A 25,892-nucleotide genomic window follows, 5' to 3' on the forward strand; every position below is an offset into this window, starting at 1 on the left:
AACCAGGCCACCCATATTTGCTACCTTGGTACGATTGCAACGCAGGAAAACCACCAACGGAGTGGAGAAATGCCTGAATAAGGGCCGCCGTCCGCTTCGCCGAACATACGCGCACAGTGCAGCGGAGGGAACTCCGCGGCGGCCCATGCGCGCCCTTATTCCGCGCTAGTAGCTACAGGGTGGAACGGCGAGGCACCGCCTCGTCTCAATGCTCAGGCACTGATGCCGCCGTCGACGAGAATGCCTGAGCCGGTAATGTAGGCTGCACCGGGCCCCGCGAGAAAGGCGACGGCCTCTGCGACTTCACTGGTTTTACCGTATCGAGCAATCGAGAGGTTTGGCAGGATAGCGGCTGCGAGCGCGCCATCGGCAGGGTTCATGTCAGTATCAATCGGACCTGGTCGAACCAGATTGACCGTAATTTCCCGAGAGCCCAACTCACGTGCGAGGCCGCGCGTGAAGCTTTCCAGCGCAGACTTTGTCGCGGCATAGACCGCGATCCCCGCGAACGGCACAGCCAGACCCGCGTTGCTGCCGGTACTGATGACGCGACCTCCGTTGGGAATATATTTCAGCGCTGCCTGAGTGATCAGAAAGACACCGCGAACATTGACGTTCAGCTGAAGATCAATCTCCTCCAGTGGCTGCGTGGAGAAATCACCTGCGAAAAGGACACCGGCATTATTGACCAGAATATCAAGGCCGCCGAGCTCAGCGACAGTTTGTTCGACGGTAGCCATCGCGGCTGCTTTGCTCGCGGCATCGGCATGGATGGCGATCGCATTTCGACCCATGGCGCGGATCTTGGCAACGAGAGCTTCCGCTTTCTCGACCGACTTCTCATAGGTGATCGCAACATCGGCACCATCCTCGGCCAGTTTTAGCGCAATTGCCGCACCGATACCGCGTGCCGCACCGGTGACCAGCGCGCGCTTGCCGGAAAGAGGTAGTGTGGAGATGTTGTTCATGGAGAGTACCTCTGTATGTCTCTGTTTTGCTTGGGAGTTTCACGCCGTTTCCGCGCGATCGGCTGATGATGCGCCGCTCATCGACGCAACGGTTGGGTCGATGTAAGGCTGACGGAAAGCCATCCCGCGATGAGAAGACAAATGGCAATTGCAACGGCTGCAACGCTGTATGCTCGGCCAATGGATTGAACGTCTGTGGCCGACCCCAAGATCGAGAAGAACAACCCGCCAACAATTGCGGCTGCCAACGCACCGCCAATCTGAAACATCGAATTGACCAGACCAGAGGCCAATCCTGACTGCGCCCGGTCCACCCTTTGCACGATGCTCTTCACCAGGTTTGGAAGGGCGATCCCCTGCCCCGCACCGATAAGAAAAAGCGCGGCAAAAAGGAATTGTGGAAGGCCATTCGAAATCAAGGCCGCCGTTCCAAACAACCCTGCAGCTTGCAGCACCATGCCGGCGCCGGCGGAAAATCTTCCGAAGACGCGGAGGATGCGCTCACTTGCGAAAGGACCAAGGACGAAGCCGACGGCCGCAGGAAGGATCGCCAGCCCGGCCTCGAAAGGCGTCAGACCAAGGCCACCCTGCTGATAGACCGAGAATATCAGCCAGAAGGCCGCAAGCGAGTAGAAGAACAATGCAGCCAGCAGCCCGCGCATTAGTCCACGGTTTTGCAGCAGGCTAGGTGCAAGAATCGGATCTCTCCCCGTCGACTCCAGGTGTTTCTCATGCCGCCAGAACAGGAGGAAAAACGGGAGGGACATGACAAGCATCAGGATTAGCCAGATCGGCCACCCCTGCTCCCGCCCCTCGATCAGCGGCGCAATCAGCGCAGATAGCGCAATCGCGATCAACAATGCTCCGCCAAGGTCCAATTTGCTTGGGCGCTCAGATCGGGTTTCCCGCAACATGATGAAGGCCGACGGCGCAGCGACCGCGATAACCGGCAGGTTGATGAGGAAGATGGCTCTCCATCCAAGACCAAGGATATCAAGCGCAATCAACGCACCACCGAGAAACAGACCAACCATCGATGCCACCCCGAATGTCAGGGCATAAACGCTGAGGGCTTTTGATTTTTCGTGGTCTGGGAAAATCGCGTTGATGGAAGCCAAGGCTTGCGGCGCCATGATTGCCGCTGCAAACCCCTGAAGGATACGGCCGGCGACCAACGCGGCTGGAGACCAGGCAAACCCGCATAAGGCAGATGCGGCTGCAAACCCGACCATTCCAGCCAGAAAGACATTTCGTCGACCATAGAGATCTCCAAGCCTGCCCCCAGTGATCAGCATCACAGCATAGGTGGTGGCGTAACCGGAGATAATCAGCTGCATCGTCGACGCAGAGGCCCCGAAATCCTCCCGGATCGAGGGCAGCGCCACGTTGACGATGAAGAAGTCGAGCGGTGGCAAAAAGGCACCGGTCAAAAGGATGACCAGTGCCATCCATCGACGTGGATCGAGTTTGTTATTGGGATTGCTGGTGTCTCTCATAAGTCTCTCCACATCGACCAAAAAATCGATCGACGGTTTGCAATGGCAATGATTTGGAACTATTTGGTTCCAATTTTGGGTCAGCCAAGTGCCTTCAGCGCCAGTTCGACCATGGCCCTCGTCTCAGCGCGATCCGCTCCTGCCTTGGCGAGGACCCGCATACCTTGGATCTGACACACGAGGAACCTGGCGAGCGTTCGTTCATCCAGCCCTGGATCGATTTCGCCCACGGCCTGGGCTCTTATGATCGCCGCCGCATAAAGATCTTGCAGACGTCTGAACAGCCGGGAAATACGTGGTGCGACCTCTTTATCCTCTGGAAGCATTTCGACGGCTGCAAAGACGACAAAGCAGCCACGCAAACCTTCCGGTCCGGATGCTTGATCCACTTGTTGCGAGAAAGCGTCTCGAATTGCTGCTTTGGGCGACGGATTGGAATGCAGCGTTTCACCGACCGAGCGAACGGCGTCCTCGATGTAAGCGTCGAGGGCGCGCAGATAGATGCCTCTCTTGTCGACGAAAGCCTTATAAAAGCTGCCTCTGGAAAGTTCCATGCCCTCAAGCAAGTCGGGAAGGGATGCATCGTGATATCCACGATTCCAAAATACGTGCATTGCTTTTCGAACTACTTCATCGAGTTCGAATTCTCGAGGGCGACCGACGGACGCGGATATTTGATTGCGCTTGACCATGGCAAATATATGGAACCATTCGGTCCACAATACAAGCGATATTTTCGGGATGATGCGCCAAGCGTCGGTGCCCAACTTAGTTAGCGACGCCGATCGACGGGATAATCCCGAGAGAATTCCTTGACGGCCATCAAAATCGGCATAAGCCCGCGGCCTGCCGAACTCAGCGAGTATTCGACTCGAGGAGGCTGCTCTTGAAAGTCGTGCCCGATTATGAGGCCGTCAATTTCCAGCTCCCTGAGATGTTGCGTTAGCATCTTCTGGGATATCCCAGGTATGTCTCTCATGAACTGCGATGCCCGCAATGATGGTTCGGCGAACAATCGGAAAAGGATCGGCAGTTTCCAACGTCCTGTGATCATCCGAAGCACCCTGCTGACATGAGAGACAGAACCGTCGGCTCCGAGGCACGTCGCCCTGTCCTCGACAGGCACTATAAAGTGCGTAATTGCCTGCTTCATCGACGAACCTCATATCTGCTGGAGACGGTAACACGGATCAAATATCATGGACTTACAACTCCAAAACAAGGTTGCGCTGGTCACGGGAAGCAGCAAGGGGATTGGCGAGGGTGTGGCCAGAGGCCTCGCGAAGGAAGGGGCAACCGTTCTTGTCCACGGTCGCGACAGAATGAAAACAGAGGACGTCGCGCATGACATCATATCCTCTGGAGGTCGGGCATTCGCGGTATTCGGCGACCTGACAGTGTCGGATCAGGTCGATCGTCTTGTTAGGGATTCCAAGGCCGCAGCAGGGTCGATCGACATCCTGGTCAATAATGCCGGCGGATCTGCCCCGGCGGAGGATTGGACTTCGACAAACCCTGAAACGTGGGCCGCTGTCTATGACATGAACGTGCTCGCATCTGTGAGGATCATCTCGCTAGTTCTGCCCGCAATGAAAGCATCGCGGTGGGGTCGGATCATAAACATCTCAAGCCTGGCGGCCCTGATGCCGCCCGCAAGTCGACCGGACTACTCCGCCGCCAAGGCGGCCATGATCGCGATGACGGCGTCGCTCGCAAAAGACGTTGCTGCACACGGCATCACCGCAAACACCGTTTCGCCTGGAACGGTGCATAGCATCAGTTTGGATACCGCATTCCGTAAGAAAGCCATTGAGAGGGGGATGGCCATTGACGCCCCCTGGGACGACATAGAGAGAGAAATCCTGCCAATGTTTGCTCAGGTGCCCGTTGGAAGGGTCGGAACCCTCGAGGAGATTGCAGATGCGATTGCGTTTCTCTCGAGCCCCCGTGCTGGCTATATCACAGGAGCAAACCTCCGACTTGACGGAGGAATGTGGCCAGGGATGTAGCAGGACAACAGAGAAGCTGCGCCAAACCTGTCTAAGTTCCCCGCCTCAGTTCCAGTTTGCCATGACGAACCGGTGGATCTCCGCTTCGAGTTCCTGGTCTTCCGGCGTCCCACCCATGAAGCCACCATGGGGCATAGCTTCGAAGACGTGCAATTCGGTTTCCACGCCAGCTTTTCGCAAGGCTCGATGCATCCTCACCGTGTTTGACAGGAACAAATCACGCGTGCCGGTCTGCAGAAACGTCGGCGGGAAGCCCCGCAGATCACCAAAGAGTGGCGACAGATAGGGATTGGAAAGATCTGCACCACCAGCGTAGAGCAGGTTGCTTGATCTAAGCGGGCGAGGGAGAACAAGATCAAGCATCTGGTTTGTTTGGAAACTGTCGCCCGATTCGGTGAGGTCAACCTGTGGCGAGAGCAAGACCAATCTGCCGGGCATTGGCATGCCTTCATCTCTCGCCCTTAGCAGCATAGCAGTCGCGAGATTGCCGCCGGCCGATCTCCCCAGGATGACCACCTTGTCGGGGGGATGACCGTTCAACACATGACGGTACGTGGCCAAGCAGTCATCAAGAGCGGCCGGATAGGGATCCTCAGGCGGCATCCGGTAATCGACGCCGTAGCATCGAACGGCATGCTGGTGAGCTTGGCGGCGTGCACTGACGCGACAGGCCTCTCCGCCTCCGAACACCAATGCGCCGCCATGCAGGTCGATGAGTGCGCCACGCTCATGAAATGCTCCGTGCGGCGTCGCAACATGGATCGTTGCTTGCTCGACTACAATTGTCGTGACTGTGGACTGCAAACTCTCGGCAAGATCTTTAGCCGCGGCGGCGTAATGCGCATCTACTGCGGCTTTCATCATCATCCAGCCTGAAAAATCCTCTGGGGACGGCATTTCGAACCGCGCATTGATAGGGCTGCCGTCCTCGTCGACCAAGCACGACAGTGCCGCTTGTGCTTCGACGCTGATGGACTGTGGGACCTGAATTATCCGTGAAGGGACGGCTGCACTGCGTGAGGAATTGCTCATTTCTTGCTCTGTCACGGAACGAAGCGACGACTTTCTCTCGAACCCGGGCGCCGGTCTGGCCTGTCGACTATAGTTGATCTGCCCGAGATACAAGATCGCTTCAGATTGGCGTTTGGGTCCGCAGCCCGATAACTGACTGTATCCCATTGCTTTGAGGGGAGAATAGCCTATTACCAAACTGATTTTGCTACCACCTTAACAGTTTGGGCCCGATTGACGCTCCCAGTGCCGCTACACATGCAATGGCGATCGAATACCATACCGCCACAAAGGCAGCGCCATCGTTGAGGCAGGCGATGGTATAGGCGAGACCACCAACGGAACCTGCAAGGAAACCTGCAATAGCGCCTGCCTGGCTGAGCCGCGTGGGCGTTCCGGCTCGCATCGCAGAGAGAATAGCGGCGAGTGCCGGGATGGAGGCCATGATGATAGTACCCGCACAATTTAGCACCGAGTAGGTGTGAACCCCAAGCAAGGGAAAGCCGCTCCGATCCGACAAAGCTCCGGTAAGCAGGAAGGCCAGTCCCGGAGCAAGAAAGAGAACCGTGCGAGGAACCAGGCCCGGCTGGACCACTGTCCAAACAAGCTGAAACCCGCCGGCAGCTACAAGAACCATGCCGATGACTTTGAATAGGAATGTCCATGTCGGCAGTATCTGCATGAGATCGGAGCGCGGACCGGCGATCATCACAACGACGCCAGTCGCTGCCAGGATCGAAAAGACCAGCGCGACAGGAAGGACGATCGAGAGACGGAGCAAAAGTGACGAACCTTTACCAGCTTGCGCTGCAAGCCCTCGAATAAGATCGTCCGTTGGCTGTCGATTGTCATTCATGCCCGGGGCCCCTTCTCTGTGTTGCCGCCATTAGTTTCTTCAACGAGCGATGGAAGGCGACGCGCACCGCTCCCTCGGTGGAACCGATGCGCGCCGCGGCCTCTTTGGTAGAGGCACCCTCGAGCCCGATGGCTCGGACAGCAGCCTGTTCGCCAGGGGGCAAGGCGGAGATTAGTTTTTCGACATCTGCCGGATTGCGTTCAGGATCGACGACCCCCTCAGATGAGAACAATCCGGCCCACTGCTCTTCGGTCAAATCGACGCGCATGCGTGCGTCTCGGCCCAAGCGCCGGCTGGCGTCAATGATCTTGTAGCGCGTGATTGCGTTCAGCCAGGGAAGCAGAGACCGCTTCGTATCCCATTGGTGGCGACGGGAATGCACTGCTATGAGCACTTCCTGTACGACATCCTCTGCCTCATAGCGACTGAAGCCCATATACCGCAAATGCGTTTCGGCGATCCGCCGCACCGAAGCGGCGAAAGCCCTGAGAAATGCCTCGTAGGCAGCGCTATCTCCAGTGCGTTCCGCGCGCATCGCTTTCGCCCATCTGTCTTCCCGTGTGTCCATGCACTCGTGCTTTCGGTTGGACGAGACCCGTTGTTACGTCGCATCGCGAAATTATTCGATATTACGCGCCGATCACATAGGCGTGACGATGTAAGATCGGGGAATTCCCAACGAAAGACTCCTCGAAGCATGTGCTTTATGATGAAAGGAAGTCCGGAATGATCATGAACAGGCGCACATTTTCAACTGCTATGCTTGCCGGCGCGGCAGCATCAATGCTTTCAACCAAAGGCTTGGCCGCGTCGGCAGCCGGCCGCCCAGAAAAGGCCCGTAACGTTGTCTTCGTGCATGGGCTATTCGCAGATGGTTCCTGCTGGAGCGAAGTGATATCGAGGCTGCAGCCAAAGGGCTTGAACATCACATCCGTGCAGAACCCTCTGACCACTCTCTCGGAATCGGTTGCTGCTGCGGAGCGAGTATTGGCGCGGCAGGATGGGCCAACAGTATTGGTCGGGCACTCATTTGGGGGAATGATTGTAACTCAGGCAGGAATGCACCCTAATGTGTCGGCGCTCGTGTACGTCGCCGCCCGTGCACCGGACGCAAACGAGGATTTCGGCGCTTTAGCGAAAACCTTCCCTACTCCCCCCGCTTCTGCCGGAATTGTTTTCGACGGTGAGGAAGGAAGACTTAGCGAGAAGGCGTTCCTCGAGGACTTCGCCGGTGACATTCCCACGGCCCGCGCGAAGGTGCTGTATGCAACGCAGTATCCTTTCCAGAAGACGCTACTCTCAGGCAAAGTTACCGAAGCCGCTTGGCGCCACAAGCCCAGCTATTACGCGGTGTCGAGCGAGGACCGCACGATCAACCCGGACCTGCAGCGCTTTCTCGCCAAACGCATGGACGCAAAGGCAATCGAATTGAAAGCCAGCCATCTCTCGCTGATCTCGCACCCGGACGAGGTCGCGGAGCTTATCCTGGAAGCTGCAGGCCAGAAAGCCTAACCCGATCCGCGAAATTCAGACAGTCAGACACCGCTGCGTGACCTCCCCTAAACCTGCGCTAGTCGTCCAGTGACCTCTTTGCAAAGCGGACGGTTTCTAGGCAACGAGGCAAGCAGCGCAGTCGAGAGAGGACGACAGCCAAGACTGGGGGTGTCGTTCTTTCTCCGAGCTGTTAGGCAATGAATATATGTGTGCCAGGTTGTTCAGATTTATCTCTCAAGCAATCTAGCTCTTGAACCGAGTCGAACCTAGGACACGTTGTTTCCGGATTCTGAAGCCTGGCCTTATGGATGCTATTGCATTCCACTTGGGAACATTGCGACGGCCAAAGACGGAGCTTCTACCAACACAATTGACTACCTTGGGTTGCCAATATCTCGTGCATGAGGTTGGCTTCTAACTCCCGCCTTCCTCTTCAGAACGCGTGCTGAACTAAACGCCGGGTTTCCCCCGCGCACTTTCCGTCACGCCGTTCTTACTAACTCCATCAGGCTGAACGCACACTTCGGCTTGCATAGGCATTGTGGAGGCGCTGCTGGGTCAAGGCATCCTGCTTGGGAGCAATGCCAAAGGTTCTTGAATATTCGCGACTAAACTGCGATGCGCTTTCATAGCCAACCCTGTAGGCCGCTTCGGCAACATTGGCGGCCTCCGTCACCATAAGGCGGCGTGCTTCGAGCAAGCGTAGTTGCTTCTGGAACTGAAGCGGCGTCATAGAGGTCAACGCTTTGAAGTGCTGATGGAATGACGACGGGCTCATCCGCGCGATCTCCGCTAGCTGTTCGACACGCAGCGTGTCTGCGAAGTTGGTGTGCAGCACCGACACGGCCCTGACGACGCGTTCGATATTGGATTCCGGCAGTGCCAGCTTGCAGATGTCACCGCCATGCGGCCCGCTCAGCAGCCAGTAGCATATTTCACGCACGATCGAAGGCGCCAGAACTGGAATAGCTTTCGGCGTTGCCAACAATCTCACCAGGCGAAGAATGCAGTCGGCCAGCGGTTGATCGACTTTAGCAACGAAAGCACAGGGACCTGATTCTTCTGATTGCGCCGGAAGTGCGTCCAGTTGTTCAAGGACGTTCCGCAAGGTTGCCACGTCGAAATCGATCAGGACGCCCACATAGGGAACCTCTTCGCTCGCCTCGACAATGCGGCCGGTCGCCGGGAGGCCAACGCTGACAACCAGGCACTCCATCGTTCGGTAGTTCAGCCGCTCTTCTCCGAAATGCAGCTCCTTTGCGCCCTCCAGCACAACGCAGAGCGACGGCCGATAGATGTTTCGCATCGGCATCATCGACTGAAATGAGCGGACAATATTGAAGCCATCAATGGCTGTCGGGAACAGGCCTTGGCCACCGCCCTGGGCTTCGATGTAATCCGTTACGGCTGAAAGTAGCGGTGCATTCATGCGCGGCTCCACATAGTCCAAGGGCCATGGCAGCACTTGGCTCCTCGCCGGCTTATTCGCCTCCTCTGCAGGAATAGGCAAATTTCTTGAGAATTCGGGCATTCTGCTCATCGGACACTCCATCTAGCTTAAGGGTGCAACCAAGCGAGGAGTAACCTCAAAATGGCAGAAATTGTCGCCGGGTCAAGAGATCCTTCAATAGTGCGGACACAGCCCGCACCCTTGAGCAGTGAGTATGTGAAGAGTTGGCGGTTCATTGCCATATGCACCGTCCTGTTGCTGATCAACGCATTTTCGCAGATCGATCGGATCCTTCCGTTCATCCTCGCCGAAAAGATCAAAGCAGACCTGTCACTCAGTGATACCCAGATTGGACTGTTGACTGGCGTCGCCTTCGCGGTCTGTTACGCACTTCTGTCGTTGCCGCTCGCTCGCGCGGCGGATCGAGGATCACCACGGCTGGTCCTGGTCTCGTGCGTGCTGATCTGGAGTGTGATGACAACACTCGGCGGCTTCGCCGCCAGTTTCATGTTTCTTGCGCTGACCCGCTTCGGCGTCGCATTCGGAGAAGCAGGGGCAGTCCCGGCCGGCCATGCCTTGATTGCGCGCAAGATCGAACCGGAGCGGCGTGGCCTTGCGATCGGTCTTTTCGCGATGGGTATTCCGCTGGGAACGATGGCTGGATTTGCGGCTGGCGGTGCCATCGCGGATATCTTCGGTTGGCGTGTCGTACTGATGGGTGCCGGCGCCATCGGTGTCTTGATCGGCTTCTTGACGTGCCTTGTCGCAGGTCCGACGCCGCGCGTGCATGTTACCGCCACCGGCAATGAACCATTTTTGCGGACAAGTCTAAACCTCCTGTCGGCACCGGCCTTTCGCTGGCTATTCCTAGGCACGATTTTCCTCGGTTTTGCCGGAGCACCGTTCTACGCCTTTTCTGTCCCGTTTTTAATTCGCACCCATGATCTCACCGCAACCGAGGTAGGCGTCTTCTTCGGACTGCTGCAGGGGCTGATGGGCATTGTCGGCACATTGGGCGGAGGTCGCTGGTTCGACCATGCCGTTCGCTCCGGATCCGGTCGCGTGCTGGGTCCGCCTGCCGTGCTCTTCCTGGCGGCCAGCATCACAACGACTGCGGCTCTGTTTGCCCCTGCGGGATGGATGTCCATCGCTTTGTTCGTCCCTTCGATGCTGTCATTCTCGTTCATGCTGCCCTGGGGTTTCGGTGCAGCGCACCTCGTCGCCGGCCCTGGTCGTCAGGCGCAGGCATCCAGCCTCGTCATGATTGGCAGCGGCCTTATCGGGCCAGCCCTCGGCCCCTTGTTCGTCGGCGTGGTGAGCGATGCTGCAAGCGCAGCCGATGTTCCAAACGGTCTCGCGCTTGGCCTTTTGATCGTGCCCTTGGCGAGCATCCTGTCTGGCCTGGCGCTTCTCGTCGCCAACAAAAGGGTCGGCGCTTTCCTTCGGCAGCGCTGAACACCTCCCCATCCACGCAACATCAAAGGCGCCCCGGGCCTATTGAAAAGGAGAAACCTCAATGCCTGATACCGGCAATTCCCGCCGCACGTTTCTGGCTCTTGCAGCCGCCGCACCATCGGCTCTTGCGATGACCGGCATAGCCTCCGCCCAAAGCACACAGACAACCGTGAGAAATACAGAACAACGCGTGGCCGTCGTCACGGGCTCATCACGTGGCATTGGAGCCGCCACCGCAAAGCGCTTGGCGCGCGACGGCTACGCTGTGACGGTGAACTATCTAACCAATCGTGATCTTGCGGCTCAGGTGGTACGCGACATTGAGGCGGCCGGTGGTCGCGCAATTTTCCGTCAGGCCGACGTGGCGGACGCGGCAGCGGTGAAAGCGCTGTTCGACGCCAATGATGAGGCATTCGGCGGCGTCGATGTCGTCGTCAACAATGCCGGTATCATGAATGTCGGCCCCTTTGCCCAGATGACCGATGAAGCCTTCGACCGGATGATCGCCACTAATGTGAAGGGCAGCTTCAACGTCCTGCGCGAAGCGGCCCGCCGCGTTCGCGATGGCGGCCGGATCATCAGCCTCAGTTCGAGCATCATCAAGACGCCGCCGCCCGGGACCGGAGCTTACGCGGCCAGCAAAGCCGTCCAGGTTTTGTATTCAGGCGTGCTCGCAAAGGAACTGGCTGGTCGCGACATATCGGTCAACGCCGTTGCGCCCGGCGCCGTCGATACGCAACTCCTGCGTCAGCACGGGGAAGAAGCGCTCAAGGGAATTCCCGAGCAGACGCCGCTCGGACGACTGGGACTGCCGGAGGACATCGCCGGCACCATAGCCCTTCTATGCTCCAAGGAAGGCGCATGGGTGAATGGCCAGAACGTCTTCGCAAACGGCGGTCTCGGGTGAGACGGTAAGCCGCCGACAGCACCCCTCGGCGATGAAGAGGGACGAGGGGTTCCCACGACAACGAGACCATTACCGCGAAGGAGAACATTATGAAATACAACACGCTCGGAAATACTGGTCTTTTCGTCTCTGAGCTTTGCCTGGGAACCATGACCTTCGGCGGCCAGGGCGTCTGGTCCAACATGGGCAATGTCCAGCAGGAAGACGCTGAAAGCCTGATCGCGCGTGCCCTCGACCATGGCATCAACTTCATAGATACCGCCGACATCTATTCCGGCGGCGTCTCCGAGGAAATTCTCGGCCAGTCGCTCAAGAACCTGGGTGTCCGGCGCGAAGACGTGGTCATCGCCACCAAGGTCTGCGGACCGATGGGCACAGGTCCAAACGAGGCCGGCAATTCGCGGGCGCATATCATAAACAGCGTCAAGGCGAGCCTGAGAAGGCTCCAGGTCGACTACATCGACCTCTACCAGCTGCACAATGTCGATACTGTGACGCCGATCGAGGAAAGTCTGGCAGCTCTTGACATGCTCGTTCGGCAAGGCCTGGTTCGTTATGTTGGTGTGTCGAACTGGTCGGCCTGGCAGATGGCGAGAGCCGTTGGCCACAGCGAACGGCTCAACCTGGCGAAGATCGCGACGACGCAGAACTACTACACACTCGCTGGCCGCGATATCGAGCGGGAGATCGTACCCCTGGTCAAGGCGGAGCGGCTTGGCCTTCTCGTCTGGAGCCCGCTCGCCGGTGGGCTGCTCAGCGGCAAATTCGGGCGCGACAAACAAGGCGCCGAAGGCAGCCGCCGCACGACCTTCGACTTTCCGCCTGTCGCGATGGATCATGCCTACGCCGTCATTGAGGCGATGGAGCGCATCGGCCAACGGAAGGGCGTGAGCGTCGCTCGCATAGCACTCGCCTGGCTGCTGCACCAAACACATGTCACGAGCGTGATTATCGGCGCGAAGACGGTCAGTCAACTCGACGACAGCATCCGGTCGAACGAAGTGTCGCTCGACGTCAAAGAACTGGCCGAACTCGACGCGGTGAGCAAACTCCGCGCCGAATATCCCGCCTGGATGCAACGAACGCGTCAGGCGCCGGAACGGCCCCCGCTCGAAATCAGCGAAATTGCTGCCGAATAGGCTTGGATCCTAACCCCCATTCTGGATCCTGGAAGGTCGCCCCCGCCCCCAGCGACCTTTGTCCGCCGGAGATGCCTACCCCTCGTCGCATCTCCGGCGGGCCACTTTTCCAACACTGAACCAAGGAACTCATCATGTCCAAACCCTGGACGCTTGACGACATGCCGTCCCAGCAAGGCCGCACAATCCTCGTCACCGGAACCGGTGGCCTGGGTTTCGAGGACGCCATTGCATTGGCCAGAGCCGGAGCTGAGGTGATCCTCGCCGGCCGCAATCCTACGAAAGGAGCTGAAGCCATCCGGCGCATCAACGATAAGGTGTCGAACGCTTCAGTGACCTTTGAGCAGGTTGATCTCGGCAATCTCGATTCGATCGAGGCGCTTGCCGAGCGGCTGAAAGAAAGTCGCGATCATCTTGACGTGCTGATCAACAATGCAGGCGTCATGACGCCGCCGGTGCGCAAGACCACAGCTGACGGGTTCGAGCTGCAGTTCGGCACGAATTACCTCGGTCACTTCGCCCTGACAGGCCACCTGTTGCCGCTACTGGTGCAAGGACGAGATCCAAGGGTTGTGACGCTCTCCAGCATCGCCGCAAAAGGCAGGAACGTCGCGATCGACTTTGACGATCTGCAGGCGGAGCAAAGCTACAAGCCCATGCCCGTCTACAGCCAGTCGAAGCTCGCCTGCCTAATGTTCGCACTCGAATTTCAGCGACGCAGCGAGGAGGCTGGTTGGGGTATCACCTCCATCGCTGCTCATCCCGGCATTTCCCGGACGGACCTGCTGCACAACGCACCGGGACGCCGCAGCGCGCAAGGACTTCTGCGGTCGCTTTTGTGGTTCCTGTTTCAACCCGCGTCCCAAGGGGCACTGCCGACCCTGTTTGCCGCCACGTCTCCGCATGCCCGCGGTGGCAAATATTATGGCCCCGATCGGCTTAGCGAAACCCGCGGTTACCCCGCGGAGGCGCAAATCCCGCCACAGGCAAATGAGCTCCACGTCGCCAAGAGACTTTGGGATATCTCGGAAAAGCTGGTCGGCATTGAGTACGAGGCCCAACCTACCACGATGGCAGATCCGCTTGTCGCCGCGACGACGATGAGACAAGGGGGCTAAGAATGGATCCGCTCGCAGATCTCGTCGATTGGATAGCGCTATACGGAGTCGTCGGACTTCTTTCGATCGGTCTCGCGGAACGCTTCGTCCCCGCGCTCCCGTCCCACGGCGTGCTGGTAGCAATCGGCATTGCCGCCAATGACGATGCGTGGTCAGTTCATACCGCTGTGGCCGGTACCGCAGTTGGGAGCTTCATTGGCGCGCTTGCGCTCTACATTCTTGTGCGCGCTATCGGAGAAAGTAAGTCCGTCGCACTTCTCCATGTCGTCGGCAAGTGGATTGGTGTTTCCCGTCAACGCATCGACCAAACACTCTCTTCCCTGCGCGCCCGGGAACAAACGATCGCCATCACATCGCAGCTCATCCCCACGGTAAGGTTGATCACTCCCCTGGCGGCAGCGCTTTTAGGGACAAGCATGCTACGTTTCGCGTCTGGCGTGGCGGTGGGCATCGTGTTGTGGAACGGGTTGTTCATCGCCGCCGGCTACCTGGCCGTCATGGCGCTACCGGACATCAACTCTTCGGCGTTTGCCCTGAAAATACTGGTATTCCTCGTTTTTGTGGAAGCGCTGATTGCCGTGACATTGCGGCTGCAACTTCGCTGCTCGAAGCAAGCTTGGACGAGCGGGGATGCGCAATGAGCAGCAAAACGGCAGATGCACTCCTGTTCTTTCGTGCCTGGCTCTCTGCGCCTTTGCAGGTGGCCTCGGTTACGCCTTCGGGACGCGCGCTCGCATCGCTTATGACCAGCGAGATCTCTGCGGATACCGGAACCGTTATTGAACTCGGTCCAGGAACGGGCGTCTTCACCGAAGCGCTGCTCAATCGTGGAGTTTGCGAGTCGGATCTCATTCTTGTGGAATATGGCGTAGATTTCGCCCTCGAGCTCACGATCCGCTTCCCGGCAGCGACCACCCTTCGGATGGACGCGGCGCAACTGCGCAAGTTCGAACTGCAGACTTCGGCGCCCATTGGTGCGGTCGTGAGCGGTCTTCCTCTTTTATCAATGCCAGTCCGAAAAGTGATCACCATTCTTGAAGGTGCCTTTTCGCATCTTCGTCATGACGGTGCATTTTACCAGTTCACTTACGGTCCACGATGCCCGATCCCGAGGCCCCTGCTTGATCGGCTAGGCCTGAAGGCGACGTTCATTGGCGGGACACTCGCGAACGTGCCGCCCGCTGCGGTCTATCGCATCAGTCGGCGGCGACGGCGCCCATCACTGGTAGCGACGTGAGGTGCGTGAGTGTGGTGGGTCCCTCCCGAGATTTCGAGATTAAACCACCATTGCGAAGGAAGACTTACCGCCTTGCGCAGCTTTAATCACCTAATTTTCCCGGTCGGGCTGCTCTAGGTTCAGGAAGGTTGGGCGGCTTGAAGAGAATGATTCCGAACGAACGCAGTTGCAATCATCAGGAGGCCAGATCCGAATGACGGACCCGCAAGATATGCAGTTCTTACCCCTTACTCGACGGCAGGTCCTGGAAGCTGGAACGGTCGTTTCAGCCTCCGGAATGATATCGACGGCGACCGCACAAGAGCAAACACAGGTGACAACTTCTCCTTCTCTGCCCGAGAACGGGACCACCGTTCACATAGCTTGCCGCGTCAATGGCCAGCCAACGGCAATCGATATCGATGTGAGAGCATCCCTGCTGGACATGTTGCGCGAGCGCCTGGGCCTCGTCGGTGTCAAGAAGGGATGCGACCACGGTCAGTGCGGTGCCTGCACCGTCCATATTGATGGCCGACGGATTGCTTCCTGCCTGACTCTCGCAGCCAAGGTCAATGGTCGCGAGGTCACGACCATCGAAGGTATCGGAAGCGCGGACGGCCTGCATCCCATGCAGCAAGCCTTCATCGACCACGATGCCCTGCAATGCGGCTATTGCACACCTGGGCAGATCATGGCCGCGATTGCGTGTGTAAAAGAGGGGCACGCTTCAACACCAGAAGACATCCGGGAATATATGAGCGGCAACATCTGTCGCTGCGGAGCCTATGTCGGCATCGTTGCGGCGATCGAACAGGCCGCTCCTCAGATCGAGCGGGGCTGAACTATGAGATCACTATCCTATGTCCAAGCCAAAACTGTGCGCGAAGCCATCGAAGCATATGCCGCGGCAGGCGAAGGTGCGCGCTACATTGCTGGCGGAACCACTCTTTACGACTTGATGAAGCTCGGTGTCGAGCGGCCCGCCCATCTGGTCGATATCGCCTCTCTGGAAGGGGCTGACCGGATTGATACAAGCGGTGACGTTCTGTTTTTTGGCGCCGGAGCGCTTATGGCAGACGTCGCCGAAAATGATGTCGTCCGCCGTGACTATCCCGTCTTGGCCGAGAGCCTTTCGAAAGCCGCCTCTCAGCAGCTTCGCAACATGGCGACCGTTGGCGGCAACCTGCTGCAGCGGACCCGCTGTCCCTATTTCCGGAACGGCGCAATTGGCGCCTACCCCTGCAACAAGCGAGCGCCCGGCTCCGGATGCGCAGCGATTGGGGGGCTTGACCGCGGGCAAGCCGTGCTCGGCATCAGTAACGCTTGCACAGCCGTGTCGCCTGGTGACTGGCCCGTCGCGTTGACCGCGATGGACGCGACAGTGGAGATCCAAGGTCCGGCGGGACTACGATCAGTTCCGATCGCCGAATTTTACCGACTGCCTGGTGATACGCCCCATCTCGAATTCGCGATCGAAGCCGGCGAGATCGTCACCGGGATGTCAGTTCCGAAGACGGAGGCCGGCCGCAACTCGACCTATCTCAAAGTGCGCGATCGCGAGTCATATGCTTTTGCCCTCGCCTCGGCAGCCGTGGCGCTGGCGATGGACGGCGATCACGTACGACAGGCGAGTATTGCTCTCGGCGGCGTTGCCACCCGGCCTTGGCGGGCACGCGAGGCAGAGGCGCTTTTAAACCGTCGAACGATCGAACCGGACATTGCGCTGGCTGCCGGCAGAGCGGCATTCGCCGATGCCCGACCCGGCGAGCACAACGCATTCAAGATTGAACTCGGTGCTCGCACGCTTGCCGATGCCATCATGACAGCTGGAAGGAAGATGCAATGACACAGGAACGGACCGCTGACCGCCCTCGGGTCGATGCTTATGAAAAAGTGCTAGGTCGGGCACTATACGCGGCAGATCAGCCGATCGCCGGTCTGCTTCATGCGATGGCGGTTCCAGCGACAATCGCCAAGGGACGTATTGAAGCGATCGACGCAACTGCCGCTGAAAATGTGCCAGGCGTCGTGCGCATCTTTACGCATGAAGATTTCTCGCAAATCAAGACGACACCTGCCGCTCGCGGTGCCTATGGTCAGCCCGGCAAAGGCCATCAGCCGATGACGAGCCCGGTCGTGCGCCACCGGGGCGAACCGGTCGCCCTGGTGGTCGCCGAAACCTTGGAGGCCGCCATCGAGGGCGCGGAAGCCATCAAGGTCCGCTACGCCGAAGAGGCATTCAGCACTCACATGGAGGATGATCTTGCCAGTCCGGAACCGAAGCCGGATCGCCAGCTGTCCTCCGGTGATGCGCAGGCAGCCTTTGCTGCTGCCGATCATCGCATTGATGTCGAGTACGTGCATCCCCAACAGCATCACAATCCAATCGAGCTGATTTCGACGAGCGCCGCATTCGAGGACGGAGAACTCCGGATCTATGAGGGCACCCAGGCGGCGTCAGCTTTTGCCGGCGGCCTTGCAGGGATGATGGGAATGGAGCCGACACGGCTGCGCGGCGTAAGCCCCTACACCGGCGGAGGCTTCGGCCAGAAGAACGGCATTCAGGAGCAGAGCGTGCTTGTTGCAAGCGCCGCCATTCTACTGCGCCGCCCCGTGAAACTCGTGATGCCGCGTGGTCAGTTGTTTCACACGGCATCCTATCGCCCAAGAAGCCGTCACCGGATCCGGCTCGGGGCGGACAAACAAGGTCGCCTCCTGGCAGGCCTTTATGAAACGGTCCAGCAAAACAGTCGGTACGATGGGTTTGCCTGTGATCACGGCGCCAATCCCCCTCGCATGTACGAATATGGTGCCTGGGCAGGAAGCGACCGGATCATCCGGGTCGACACCCAGACGCCCGGCCATCAGCGTGCACCGCATGAGCATCCCTCTAGTTACGCCACCGAATGCGCATTTGATGAGTTGGCTGAGGCTGTCGGGATGGATCCCGTCGAGCTCCGCATCCACAATGACGCTCAAAATGACCTGATTACTGGAAAGCCATTTTCGTCTCGTCATCTGGTTGATTGTCTAAGACGCGGGGCGGAGCTGATCGACTGGAGCCGACGAGCCCGCGAACCTGGCTCCTTGGGAGCAGAGAACGGAGACCGCATCGGCCTCGGTGTTGCCTGTGGCAGCTACAAGGGATCGATGACGGCAGCTGTTACGACACTTCGTCTGTCGGCAAGCGGACGATGTGAGATCTCGACATCCGGCCATGAGATGGGACAGGGCATCCGTAGCGTCATCGCCGCGGAGCTTATCGAGGTTCTTGGCGTCGATCCAACCAAGCTCGATATCCGGATCGGAGATACCGGACATGCGCCACAGCATATAACCGCGGGCTCATGGGGGACGGGAAGCGTTGCGCCGGCCGCGCGAAGCGCTGCCCTGAAACTGCGGGAAGAGCTTAGCGTTCTAACCGGTGCGCCATTGTCGGAAGAACCGGTTCATGTCCAGCTCGCCCGGACCCGCCGCCCCTCTTTGGAAGTCACGGTGAATACGATACCGCTCGGCAAGGACGCACAGGTCATCGAGCAGTTGCGCCGGGGTATCCCATCCACTACCGGCCCCGAATATCCGGACTTCATGGCGTTCAGCTGGATCGCCCATTTTGCTGAAGTTCACGTGGAGACATCGACCGGGCGCGTGCGCGTCAAACGCGTCGTCAGCGTTGCCGACTGCGGTCGGGTCATGAACCGGCGTACTGCGGAAAGCCAGGTCAGAGGCGGTGTCGTCTGGGGAATTGGCGCAGCACTCCGCGAGGCTGGTGAAACTGACCCCCGCTTCGGCGGAGTCCTCAACAATGACCTTGCCGAATATGTCGTACCGGTCAACGCCGACATAGGCGCGATCGACGTCGATTTCATCGATCAACCGGACTTCAAGCTCAACATGTCCGGCGTCAAGGGTCTCGGCGAAGTCGCCATGGTCGGAGCGGCTGCAGCCATCGTCAATGCCGTCTACAATGCGACCGGCAGACGTGTGCGACATCTGCCCATCAGGATTGAAGACCTGCTGTAAAGCAGGTCTCAACGGCAAGGCATGCGAGACGAAGGGAGGGCACCCGATGCCCTTTTCTGGGCACAGTTACGCGACGGAAGAGTGGCGCAATCGAGCTGCCCTTTGAAATGCGCGACTATCTAACTCTTCATCGAGTCATTGTGCGGATTGGCTGCAATACCGCCTCTTCGAGGGCTGACATCCGGATCGGGTCGGCAACGGCGTAGGCCGGGTCGGCGATCATCTTGACGAAAGTTGACCGGTTTGGGTAGCGCACCAGCGCCACCGCATCCCAGGATTGGCCCGGTTCGGCGCAGAGTGCGGTCGCGCCATCGCCGGCGAAGATGATTTCAGCACCATATCGCCTGACGATCGGGCCGGCCATCGCGAGGTAGTCGAGATAGCGCTGGCGTCCCCCATCCACCTTGAACCGAAGGAGGTTAAGCATGACGATGGGCTCAGCGTCATCTTCGGCAAGAAAGCGGTCGATATCGGCGGCGGTGACTTTAATCATCATAATTCTCCAGCGGTAAGGCCTCAGCCTCGTTCCAGTCCTCCGGCAAATTATGCTATTGCTTCTGCAAGAATACTTTATCTAAAGCCCAAAAATGGATCCCTTCCTAGATCTTATCCGATTGCTGCGGCCGCGCGCTGCCCTCCTGGGGCGCGGCTTAGACGCAGGGGGTGACTGGGGCATCAGTTTTCCAGCGCTGGGAGACCTTTTGTTCTTCTGGCTGGAAGAGGGCGATTCCCTGCTGATACGACCTGGCTGCGCTCCGCTGTCGCTCAGAAAGGGCGACTTCGTACTGCTGCGGACAACGCTTCCTTTTACGCTGGCCTCAAGTCAGGAAGTAGAGCCGTTGGACAGCGTCGCGGCCGTGGCAGCAAAGCGGGAGGGACGGTTGAAGCTGGGCTCCGGTCAGGAAAGGCCGATTTCGCTTCACATGGGTAAATTCCTGTTCTCGACAGCCAACGAGGATCTTCTGACCGGGCTTCTCCCGCCCCTCGTTCATATCCCCTCTCGTTCGCCCATACTCCATCGGCTGCACAATTTGCTCGCGTTGATGGAATCCGAAGGCCGCGACCCCGGGCCAGCAAGCGAGTTCATCATCCTCCGTCTTGTCGAATTGGCGCTGGTCGAAATACTCAGAATGCCTGCCTCGGGTCTTCCGGAACAAGCTATCGATCCAGCCAGCCGCGGCCTGCTTGCCGGCCTTCGAGATCCGGTAACCGCCAAGGCGATTCGTGCCATGCATGAAAATGTCGGGCAAGAATGGACGGTCGATTCTCTGGCGAGGCTTTGCGGTGTCTCGCGATCCGCCTTTGCCACACGCTTTCGTGCCGTCGTCGGAATCGGCCCGATATCGTACCTGTTGCGGTGGCGCATGGCACTTGCCAAGGAGGCCCTCAAGTCTGGAACGGCGAAGATTGAGGAGATCGCCTTTTCGATCGGCTACAAGTCGGCGAGTGCGTTCAGTACTGCTTTCACGCAAGCCGTAGGATGCTCGCCGAGCCGCTTCGCAGAATGTCTTTCCCGCTCTCAATAAGGGAATAGCCTCAAAAGCTGTTGCGTAGGCCATCACATCAAAGGGATCAGGCCTTGCTCAGCATGCTCTGATCGATGGTACCGGTGATGTTGTCCCAGCCGGAAAGCGCAAATTCCGCCGCGGCATTCAGTTCAGCCCGTTCCGCGCCATCGCGGGCACGGATCGCCATACCGCTCTGGACGATCTGCACGAACCTCGCCAGCTTCGTCGTGTCTGCCGTGGGGACAAGATCACCCTCGATCTTTGCTCTGTCAAAGCGCGCCTTGAGGATGTCGAAACCACCTGCGCGCGTTGCTCGCATGAGTTCGGCTAGTTCGGCGTGTCCTTCGCTACCCACCGACGCGAGTGTCGCCATGCACCCGTGCGGCAGATCGCAATCTCCGCCAGTCATGGCGATTGCGGAATCCTCGAGAAATGCAAGAGCGGCTTCTCTGGCTGTCGACGCTTCTCGAAAGCGCGTCCAGACCAATCCTTCATAGGTCGTGTAGTAGTATTCGAGCGCTTGCGCATAGAGTTCATCTTTCGAACCGAAAGCAGCGTACAAACTCTTCGTGCCGATCCCCATCGCTTCCGTCAGGTCCGCGATCGAGGTCGCTTCATAGCCTTTGATCCAGAACAGCCGCGTCGCTGTTGCAAGCGCGGCAACGCGATCGAACTCCCGTGGCCGACCGCGTGGGGGGCGGGGCGACGATGAACTAGGTGGTGGTGTCAAAGCGTCATTGTGCATCGACCACTGCATAATTCAGTTGACGTTAGTTTGCAATGGCCATAGGTATTTCTACATCGATCACTGCATAAAAGGAAAGATCATGGAATTGCTTGGAAAACGCGCCCTGGTAAACGGCGGCTCTCGCGGAATAGGAGCTGCCATTGCAATTGCTCTTGCTGAGAAGGGCGCGGATGTCGCATTCACCTATCAGTGTTCGGCGGACAGGGCTGCGTTAGTGGTCAAGACCATTGAGGAAAAAAGCCGGCGCGGGCTCGCCATTCAGGCCGATAGTGCCGACCCGGACGCCATTCGGCGTGCCGTGGACCATACGGTCGACAGACTTGGAGGGCTTGATATCCTGGTCAACAGCGCAGGGATCGGAACCGCAGGCATGACAGCGGATCTAGCGCTCGCGGACCTGCAGGCCATGCTTGATGTGAACGTTCGCGCTCCTGTCCTGTTTGCGCAGGCGGCAATACCGCATTTGTCATCCGGAGGCCGGATCATTTCTCTCGGCTCCTCCCTGGCGGAGCGTGTGCCCTTCCCCGGGGTCACGGCTTACGCGATGTCGAAGTCGGCGCTTCTGTCATTTACACGAGGTCTTTCGCGCGAACTCGGACCTCAAGGCATCACCGTCAATCTTATTCTCCCGGGTTCAACTGACACGGAAATGAACCCCGCCAATGGCGAGAATGCTGACTATCAGCGCAGCCTTACCTCGCTCGGTCGGTTTGGCGAGCCCCGTGAAGTCGCCAGTGCAGTCGCGTTTCTGGCAAGCCCTGCTGCCAGTCTGATCACCGGCGCCGTTCTAAGTGTAGATGCCGGCTTCAACGCCTGATCCTCCACCTTCTTCGGACGTCGACCTCGCCGACGTCCGCTGCTCTCGCATAGCGCCTCGACTGGTACCTGAAAGGATTCAGGTGGCTGCGACGCCCGGCTAACACGATAAGCAAAATCAGCTGAAGAACCTCATCTGCGATCAAGTGGCGGGGAAAAATCAGCCCCGAGCAAGCCGCTAATGCGATGCTCGGAGGCAGAACTAACAAAGGAATCAACACGATGATCGTTGCAGGCAACTCCAGGATCCCCCTGCTCTTGCAGTCGAACTCCCGATTGTCTGGGCAAGACACCGTCCGCGAAGCACAGCAAGTCAAAGGAGGTGGAAATCTCCCCTCTGTCTCCCTTGAACCCCGATATGGCTCGAAGCTTGCGGACGCGCTGTGGTCGATGGAGAGCAACGGCGTTGTGTTGGACCAAAAGCCTAACCGCACCGCTCTCAGTAAAGACGACAAACCCGATGCGGGTGACGAGTTTCTGAAGGTGTCCAAGATGACGCCAGCCGAACGTATCCGTTATTTCTTCCTGAAAGATCGCGAGCTGAATGAAGACAAGCTGGCTGCAATGAGCCAGAAGGATCGAGAGGCGATCGAACAGCAGATCAAAGAGACTATCCTGCAACAACTCGGCTTGGAGAATGAAGACGGTAAGCCTGACGACGCGCCCGAGCCAGCACAGGAAGGGGATCCGGTACCTTTGGATGCAACGCCGTGAAGCGGCGGCGTTCGCAATCGCCCGAATGGCTCAATGACGTCCTGCAGGTCGGTAAAGGGGGGCGCCCGCTGAGACGTCATCTTCGTCAAACTACGAAATCAAATCGCCCGAACCTTCCGTCACCGGTCTGCTTGATGTCGAGGAGCAGCGCCTCGTCAAACAACCTGTCCCCGGCATTTCTGGGCTCGCCGGGAAAATAGAGCTGGGTGGTGAGGACCCGCCCACTGGGGCGCTGGACCTTTAAATGAAAATGCCGCGTGCGGCCGGGATAAAGCGCGGGCACGATGGTGTTGAACCACCAGCGCCCCTGGGCGTCGGTAAACTGGTGTCCGCGCAGGCGAAAACCCACCCTGTCATAGTCGCCTTTCTCGTCGGCGTGCCAGATCTCGACGAGACTGCCGGCTAGAGGCCGGCAGCGGTTATCGAAGACGAATCCCGCGACGGTGATCCGCTCGCCATTGGGCGCGTCGGGATAAAGATCCCGCTCGAGCGGCGAGTTCGGTCTGAAGAACGGGCCTGCTTCCCGTTCGGGGGTCAGTTCGTCTTCATCGTCACATGCTGGCGTCAACGGCAGTTCGGGAGCGGCCTGAGCAAACGCCCTGCTTCTCGCCACGTCGATGAGGGGCAGCGTCAGAAAGGCCGTCAGAAGCGAACGTCTGGTGGAAGGCAAGGCGGATCTCCCAATGAATGTTCCAACGTGATGGCGGGTTAACTGACGCGCCGTTACTGCAGGCGTTGCGCGGCGTTCGCCTGCGCCTCCCGGATAAGGCCTTCATACATATTCTCCTTGCCGGGATACCACGACATCGTGCCGATGGATCCAAAGCCGGGAATCGTCTCCATATGTGCGACCATGCGGGCGCGCATCCGCTCGTCGGGAAGCGGACCCTTCAGCGCCTGGACATTGTCGCTCATATGGTCGGGGTTAGACGTGCCGCATAGGACGCTCGTGACGGCAGGATGCGCCATGACCCATTTCAGGAAGAACTGCGCCCAGCTCGTCGCTCCGAACTCGGCTGCAAAACCGGGAAGCTCATGGCCCTCGACCACCTTCATCAGGCGGGCCTTTTCGAGCGGCAGATTGATCAGCACGCCGACGCCCTTGTCGGCCGCAGCGGGAAGAAGACGGCGTTCGGCGTCGCGGTTGAAGATCGAGTAGTTCGTCTGAATGAAGTCGACATCGTCGCGTTGGATGATGGCCAGCAACTGGTCCTGCGCCGCCGACTCGTGATGGGTCACGCCGACATGGCGTATGAGGCCTTCCTTCTTCCAGGCCTTCATAAGCGGGACGACGACCGGCGCATTGGTAATGCTGTGGCATTGCATGAGATTGATCGTGTCGCGCCATGTGCGCATGCGCGATTGCCGGAAGCTTTCCATCGCGTGGCTTTCGTCGCCGAGATATTCTCCCGTCGACCAGACCTTGTTGGCGAGGAAGATCTCGTCCGAACCGTCGAACTCTCCCATGAACTGGCCGACGCTGACCTCGGCCGAGCCGTAAAGCGGCGATGTGTCGACCACACGGCCACCCGCAGCGACATACCGCTCGAAGACCTGACGCAAAGCGTCGCGTCGGTCACCGGGCTTCAGGTCGAAGGTGAGGAAGGTGCCGAGACCCAGCGCCGTGACCCTTTCGCCGGTCCGCGGCAAGGTGCGGGTAAGGACGTCCGGGTTGGATCCAGCGGTTGGCGACGCCACATTCGTTTCCTGGGTTTGTGCCACAGCGTGGCTGGCAAATGCCAGCCCTGTCGCCGCCGCGCCCATCGTGCCGAGGAAACCGCGCCTGTTGATCTTTGACTGGTCCATGAGAGTTCTCCTGTTTCCTTAATCGTCAAAACTGCCAGTTGGCGGGGACCCAGGCGTAACCGCCGTCGGTTTTCAGCATCCGGCCGAGGCCGGGGAAGGGAAAATGGAAGCCGAGCACCGGGATACGATCGGCGGCCGCCCTGTCAAAGATGCGCCGACGGGAGGCAAGAGCGGTTTCCTTGTCGCGGTCGGGGCCTGGAAGCCACGGCCTGTCGACGTTGACGACGGGGTGATAGGCAAGGTCCGCCGTCAGCAGCAACTGGTCGTTTCCGGAATGGACGAGGAAGGTGGCCATGCCCGGCGTGTGGCCGGATGCGACGATCGTCGTCAGGCCCGGCACGATCTCGGCGCCGGCTTGGTAAAGCTCCACATCGTTCATGAACGGCGTGAGGTTGTTCTTGATGTTCGCGGCGAAGCGCAGACGGAACTCCTCCGGCACCGGCATATAGGAGAGATCCGGATCGGTACGGACGAAGAAGTCCCAGTCCGCCTTGGGGACGAAGACCGTGGCGCGGGGAAAGGCCTTGCCGCCGTCTGCGGTTCTCAAGTTACCCACGTGGTCAGGGTGGGTATGGGAGATAACGATCGCGTCGATGTCCGCTGGCGCGAGGCCGACAGCGGCGAGATTATCAAAGATCTGGCCGCCGTTCGGGCCCATGGTCTTGCCGGCTCCGGCTTCGATCAGAATGCGCCGGCCGCCGGTTTCGATCAGCAGCGTGTTGAGGTTGAGTGTCATGTGATCGGCCGGAAGAAAAGCCTGCCGCAGGACCTCCTGAAGCTCGGCTTCCCGCGCATCGCTTGCATAGACGCGCGGCGGGCCACCGATCACGCCGTCGCTCAACACTGTCGCGCTGATGTCCCCGACGCGAAAGCGGTAATGCCCGGCATTGCCAGCGAGCGCGGGCGTGGCCTGGGCGTTGGCTGCGCCGGAACCGGCCAGGCCGGGTATTAGCATGCTTGATGCGCCTGCGACGGCGGACAGCATGACAGCGCGTCTGTTGAGGATGAAGGCATTCATCGGTCTTCCCTTTCGCATTGGGCACGCCCGGCTTCGCTACGCAGGGGCCTAAATGACCCGCAAAGGAACCGGATGGAGCGCGGCGTTGAACTCTACGCCAACCATGACATCGGACCATTGATCTGATAAGCTGCGCTAAG

The 25,892-nt window shown here is 58.9% G+C and carries 27 protein-coding genes; 14 read left to right on the forward strand and 13 right to left on the reverse strand.

The genetic code is table 11. The features are described from left to right. Positions 1-212 precede the first annotated feature (212 nt). The 4 genes from CN933_RS17510 to CN933_RS17525 all read right to left on the reverse strand — a co-directional run bounded on the left by CN933_RS17510 (position 213) and on the right by CN933_RS17525 (position 3,617). Entirely contained in the window at positions 213-968 is a 756-nt protein-coding gene (locus CN933_RS17510; RefSeq protein ID WP_102761889.1) for an SDR family oxidoreductase, read from the reverse strand. Positions 969-1,045: 77 nt separating this feature from the next. After that, positions 1,046-2,464 carry an MFS transporter gene (locus CN933_RS17515; RefSeq protein WP_102761890.1) on the reverse strand — a complete coding sequence of 473 codons (1,419 nt, stop codon included), beginning with the start codon at positions 2,462-2,464 and terminating at the stop codon, positions 1,046-1,048. An 80-nt stretch (positions 2,465-2,544) separates the two neighbouring features. Further along, positions 2,545-3,231 carry a TetR/AcrR family transcriptional regulator gene (locus CN933_RS17520; protein WP_245292581.1) on the reverse strand — a complete coding sequence of 229 codons (687 nt, stop codon included), beginning with the start codon at positions 3,229-3,231 and terminating at the stop codon, positions 2,545-2,547. 5 nt (positions 3,232-3,236) lie between these two features. After that, on the reverse strand, positions 3,237-3,617 hold the full coding sequence (locus tag CN933_RS17525) for a winged helix-turn-helix transcriptional regulator (RefSeq protein WP_102761891.1): 381 nt from the start codon (positions 3,615-3,617) through the stop codon (positions 3,237-3,239). A 46-nt stretch (positions 3,618-3,663) separates the two neighbouring features. On the opposite strand from CN933_RS17525, the gene CN933_RS17530 reads away from it, so the two are divergent. Further along, positions 3,664-4,473, forward strand: a complete 810-nt coding sequence (locus CN933_RS17530) for an SDR family NAD(P)-dependent oxidoreductase (RefSeq protein ID WP_102761892.1) — start codon at positions 3,664-3,666, stop codon at positions 4,471-4,473. A gap of 45 nt (positions 4,474-4,518) precedes the next feature. On the opposite strand, the gene CN933_RS17535 is transcribed toward CN933_RS17530, so the two are convergent. The 3 genes from CN933_RS17535 to CN933_RS17545 form a co-directional block, all read right to left on the reverse strand. Beyond that, the gene (locus tag CN933_RS17535) at positions 4,519-5,505 is read right to left on the reverse strand and encodes an alpha/beta hydrolase (protein ID WP_102761893.1); all 987 of its coding nucleotides are present in this window, start codon (positions 5,503-5,505) and stop codon (positions 4,519-4,521) included. A 187-nt stretch (positions 5,506-5,692) separates the two neighbouring features. Continuing rightward, positions 5,693-6,340, reverse strand: a complete 648-nt coding sequence (locus CN933_RS17540; RefSeq protein WP_102761894.1) for an NrsF family protein — start codon at positions 6,338-6,340, stop codon at positions 5,693-5,695. Next, positions 6,333-6,875: a sigma-70 family RNA polymerase sigma factor gene (locus tag CN933_RS17545; RefSeq protein WP_245425078.1), complete on the reverse strand. Its 543-nt coding sequence runs from the start codon at positions 6,873-6,875 to the stop codon at positions 6,333-6,335. Before CN933_RS17545 ends, CN933_RS17540 begins: the two co-directional genes overlap by 8 nt. Before the next feature lie 191 nt (positions 6,876-7,066). Here CN933_RS17545 and CN933_RS17550 point away from each other — a divergent pair, with 191 nt between their 5' ends. After that, a complete protein-coding gene (locus tag CN933_RS17550; protein WP_102761896.1) occupies positions 7,067-7,852 on the forward strand; it encodes an alpha/beta fold hydrolase in 786 nt (261 codons plus the stop codon). 487 nt (positions 7,853-8,339) lie between these two features. Here CN933_RS17550 and CN933_RS17555 read toward each other — a convergent pair whose 3' ends face one another. After that, positions 8,340-9,263 carry an AraC family transcriptional regulator gene (locus CN933_RS17555; protein WP_102762173.1) on the reverse strand — a complete coding sequence of 308 codons (924 nt, stop codon included), beginning with the start codon at positions 9,261-9,263 and terminating at the stop codon, positions 8,340-8,342. A gap of 162 nt (positions 9,264-9,425) precedes the next feature. On the opposite strand from CN933_RS17555, the gene CN933_RS17560 reads away from it, so the two are divergent. The 9 genes from CN933_RS17560 to CN933_RS17600 all read left to right on the forward strand — a co-directional run bounded on the left by CN933_RS17560 (position 9,426) and on the right by CN933_RS17600 (position 19,142). Beyond that, on the forward strand, positions 9,426-10,739 hold the full coding sequence (locus CN933_RS17560) for an MFS transporter (RefSeq protein ID WP_102761897.1): 1,314 nt from the start codon (positions 9,426-9,428) through the stop codon (positions 10,737-10,739). A gap of 61 nt (positions 10,740-10,800) precedes the next feature. Next, entirely contained in the window at positions 10,801-11,646 is an 846-nt protein-coding gene (locus tag CN933_RS17565) for an SDR family oxidoreductase (protein WP_102761898.1), read from the forward strand. A gap of 89 nt (positions 11,647-11,735) precedes the next feature. After that, entirely contained in the window at positions 11,736-12,785 is a 1,050-nt protein-coding gene (locus CN933_RS17570) for an aldo/keto reductase (protein ID WP_102761899.1), read from the forward strand. Between the two features lie 134 nt (positions 12,786-12,919). After that, positions 12,920-13,903 carry an oxidoreductase gene (locus tag CN933_RS17575; protein WP_102761900.1) on the forward strand — a complete coding sequence of 328 codons (984 nt, stop codon included), beginning with the start codon at positions 12,920-12,922 and terminating at the stop codon, positions 13,901-13,903. 2 nt (positions 13,904-13,905) lie between these two features. Continuing rightward, the gene (locus CN933_RS17580) at positions 13,906-14,544 is read left to right on the forward strand and encodes a DedA family protein (RefSeq protein ID WP_102761901.1); all 639 of its coding nucleotides are present in this window, start codon (positions 13,906-13,908) and stop codon (positions 14,542-14,544) included. Then, positions 14,541-15,140: a class I SAM-dependent methyltransferase gene (locus CN933_RS17585; protein WP_102761902.1), complete on the forward strand. Its 600-nt coding sequence runs from the start codon at positions 14,541-14,543 to the stop codon at positions 15,138-15,140. The genes CN933_RS17580 and CN933_RS17585 overlap by 4 nt, the downstream gene beginning before the upstream one ends. Before the next feature lie 193 nt (positions 15,141-15,333). Then, entirely contained in the window at positions 15,334-15,960 is a 627-nt protein-coding gene (locus CN933_RS17590) for a (2Fe-2S)-binding protein (RefSeq protein ID WP_102761903.1), read from the forward strand. Between the two features lie 3 nt (positions 15,961-15,963). Continuing rightward, the gene (locus CN933_RS17595; RefSeq protein WP_102761904.1) at positions 15,964-16,965 is read left to right on the forward strand and encodes an FAD binding domain-containing protein; all 1,002 of its coding nucleotides are present in this window, start codon (positions 15,964-15,966) and stop codon (positions 16,963-16,965) included. Then, positions 16,962-19,142 carry a xanthine dehydrogenase family protein molybdopterin-binding subunit gene (locus CN933_RS17600; RefSeq protein ID WP_102761905.1) on the forward strand — a complete coding sequence of 727 codons (2,181 nt, stop codon included), beginning with the start codon at positions 16,962-16,964 and terminating at the stop codon, positions 19,140-19,142. The genes CN933_RS17595 and CN933_RS17600 overlap by 4 nt, the downstream gene beginning before the upstream one ends. A gap of 127 nt (positions 19,143-19,269) precedes the next feature. On the opposite strand, the gene CN933_RS17605 is transcribed toward CN933_RS17600, so the two are convergent. Then, entirely contained in the window at positions 19,270-19,635 is a 366-nt protein-coding gene (locus tag CN933_RS17605; RefSeq protein WP_180980723.1) for a DUF1330 domain-containing protein, read from the reverse strand. 94 nt (positions 19,636-19,729) lie between these two features. Between CN933_RS17605 and CN933_RS17610 the strand changes: the two genes are divergently transcribed. Next, entirely contained in the window at positions 19,730-20,668 is a 939-nt protein-coding gene (locus CN933_RS17610; protein WP_102761907.1) for an AraC family transcriptional regulator, read from the forward strand. Between the two features lie 46 nt (positions 20,669-20,714). Here the strand turns inward: CN933_RS17610 and CN933_RS17615 are convergent, their stop codons facing one another. Next, positions 20,715-21,407 (reverse strand): TetR/AcrR family transcriptional regulator, encoded by a 693-nt coding sequence (locus CN933_RS17615; protein ID WP_522954412.1) that lies wholly within the window; start codon positions 21,405-21,407, stop codon positions 20,715-20,717. Positions 21,408-21,474: 67 nt separating this feature from the next. Here CN933_RS17615 and CN933_RS17620 point away from each other — a divergent pair, with 67 nt between their 5' ends. Together CN933_RS17620 and CN933_RS17625 are read left to right on the forward strand one after the other, a co-directional pair. After that, positions 21,475-22,215, forward strand: a complete 741-nt coding sequence (locus CN933_RS17620; RefSeq protein WP_180980752.1) for an SDR family NAD(P)-dependent oxidoreductase — start codon at positions 21,475-21,477, stop codon at positions 22,213-22,215. A 221-nt stretch (positions 22,216-22,436) separates the two neighbouring features. Next, the gene (locus CN933_RS17625) at positions 22,437-22,928 is read left to right on the forward strand and encodes a hypothetical protein (RefSeq protein ID WP_146032673.1); all 492 of its coding nucleotides are present in this window, start codon (positions 22,437-22,439) and stop codon (positions 22,926-22,928) included. Between the two features lie 85 nt (positions 22,929-23,013). Here CN933_RS17625 and CN933_RS17630 read toward each other — a convergent pair whose 3' ends face one another. The 3 genes from CN933_RS17630 to CN933_RS17640 are packed head-to-tail and all read right to left on the reverse strand — an operon-like array spanning position 23,014 to position 25,752. After that, positions 23,014-23,598 carry a dioxygenase family protein gene (locus tag CN933_RS17630; protein WP_102761910.1) on the reverse strand — a complete coding sequence of 195 codons (585 nt, stop codon included), beginning with the start codon at positions 23,596-23,598 and terminating at the stop codon, positions 23,014-23,016. Positions 23,599-23,651: 53 nt separating this feature from the next. Next, a complete protein-coding gene (locus CN933_RS17635) occupies positions 23,652-24,734 on the reverse strand; it encodes an aldo/keto reductase (RefSeq protein ID WP_102761911.1) in 1,083 nt (360 codons plus the stop codon). 25 nt (positions 24,735-24,759) lie between these two features. Further along, a complete protein-coding gene (locus tag CN933_RS17640; protein WP_180980724.1) occupies positions 24,760-25,752 on the reverse strand; it encodes an MBL fold metallo-hydrolase in 993 nt (330 codons plus the stop codon). Positions 25,753-25,892: the final 140 nt, after the last annotated feature.

It is taken from the genome of Sinorhizobium sp. M4_45 (assembly GCF_002885915.1).
GTDB classification, from domain to species: Bacteria; Pseudomonadota; Alphaproteobacteria; order Rhizobiales; family Rhizobiaceae; genus Sinorhizobium; species Sinorhizobium meliloti_A.

Excerpts from the sequence above, each read along its gene's own strand:
- CN933_RS17640 (WP_180980724.1), bottom strand. The coding sequence starts at position 25,752 with ATGAATGCCTTCATCCTCAACAGACGCGCTGTCATGCTGTCCGCCGTC.
- CN933_RS17510 (WP_102761889.1), bottom strand. The coding sequence starts at position 968 with ATGAACAACATCTCCACACTACCTCTTTCCGGCAAGCGCGCGCTGGTC.
- CN933_RS17635 (WP_102761911.1), bottom strand. The coding sequence starts at position 24,734 with ATGGACCAGTCAAAGATCAACAGGCGCGGTTTCCTCGGCACGATGGGC.
- CN933_RS17570 (WP_102761899.1), top strand. The coding sequence starts at position 11,736 with ATGAAATACAACACGCTCGGAAATACTGGTCTTTTCGTCTCTGAGCTT.
- CN933_RS17530 (WP_102761892.1), top strand. The coding sequence starts at position 3,664 with ATGGACTTACAACTCCAAAACAAGGTTGCGCTGGTCACGGGAAGCAGC.
- CN933_RS17610 (WP_102761907.1), top strand. The coding sequence starts at position 19,730 with ATGGATCCCTTCCTAGATCTTATCCGATTGCTGCGGCCGCGCGCTGCC.
- CN933_RS17565 (WP_102761898.1), top strand. The coding sequence starts at position 10,801 with ATGCCTGATACCGGCAATTCCCGCCGCACGTTTCTGGCTCTTGCAGCC.
- CN933_RS17535 (WP_102761893.1), bottom strand. The coding sequence starts at position 5,505 with ATGAGCAATTCCTCACGCAGTGCAGCCGTCCCTTCACGGATAATTCAG.
- CN933_RS17560 (WP_102761897.1), top strand. The coding sequence starts at position 9,426 with ATGGCAGAAATTGTCGCCGGGTCAAGAGATCCTTCAATAGTGCGGACA.
- CN933_RS17605 (WP_180980723.1), bottom strand. The coding sequence starts at position 19,635 with ATGATTAAAGTCACCGCCGCCGATATCGACCGCTTTCTTGCCGAAGAT.
- CN933_RS17525 (WP_102761891.1), bottom strand. The coding sequence starts at position 3,617 with ATGAAGCAGGCAATTACGCACTTTATAGTGCCTGTCGAGGACAGGGCG.
- CN933_RS17585 (WP_102761902.1), top strand. The coding sequence starts at position 14,541 with ATGAGCAGCAAAACGGCAGATGCACTCCTGTTCTTTCGTGCCTGGCTC.
- CN933_RS17545 (WP_245425078.1), bottom strand. The coding sequence starts at position 6,875 with ATGCGCGCGGAACGCACTGGAGATAGCGCTGCCTACGAGGCATTTCTC.
- CN933_RS17550 (WP_102761896.1), top strand. The coding sequence starts at position 7,067 with ATGATCATGAACAGGCGCACATTTTCAACTGCTATGCTTGCCGGCGCG.
- CN933_RS17595 (WP_102761904.1), top strand. The coding sequence starts at position 15,964 with ATGAGATCACTATCCTATGTCCAAGCCAAAACTGTGCGCGAAGCCATC.
- CN933_RS17555 (WP_102762173.1), bottom strand. The coding sequence starts at position 9,263 with ATGAATGCACCGCTACTTTCAGCCGTAACGGATTACATCGAAGCCCAG.
- CN933_RS17515 (WP_102761890.1), bottom strand. The coding sequence starts at position 2,464 with ATGAGAGACACCAGCAATCCCAATAACAAACTCGATCCACGTCGATGG.
- CN933_RS17540 (WP_102761894.1), bottom strand. The coding sequence starts at position 6,340 with ATGAATGACAATCGACAGCCAACGGACGATCTTATTCGAGGGCTTGCA.
- CN933_RS17615 (WP_522954412.1), bottom strand. The coding sequence starts at position 21,407 with ATGCAGTGGTCGATGCACAATGACGCTTTGACACCACCACCTAGTTCA.
- CN933_RS17580 (WP_102761901.1), top strand. The coding sequence starts at position 13,906 with ATGGATCCGCTCGCAGATCTCGTCGATTGGATAGCGCTATACGGAGTC.
- CN933_RS17600 (WP_102761905.1), top strand. The coding sequence starts at position 16,962 with ATGACACAGGAACGGACCGCTGACCGCCCTCGGGTCGATGCTTATGAA.
- CN933_RS17575 (WP_102761900.1), top strand. The coding sequence starts at position 12,920 with ATGTCCAAACCCTGGACGCTTGACGACATGCCGTCCCAGCAAGGCCGC.
- CN933_RS17590 (WP_102761903.1), top strand. The coding sequence starts at position 15,334 with ATGACGGACCCGCAAGATATGCAGTTCTTACCCCTTACTCGACGGCAG.
- CN933_RS17625 (WP_146032673.1), top strand. The coding sequence starts at position 22,437 with ATGATCGTTGCAGGCAACTCCAGGATCCCCCTGCTCTTGCAGTCGAAC.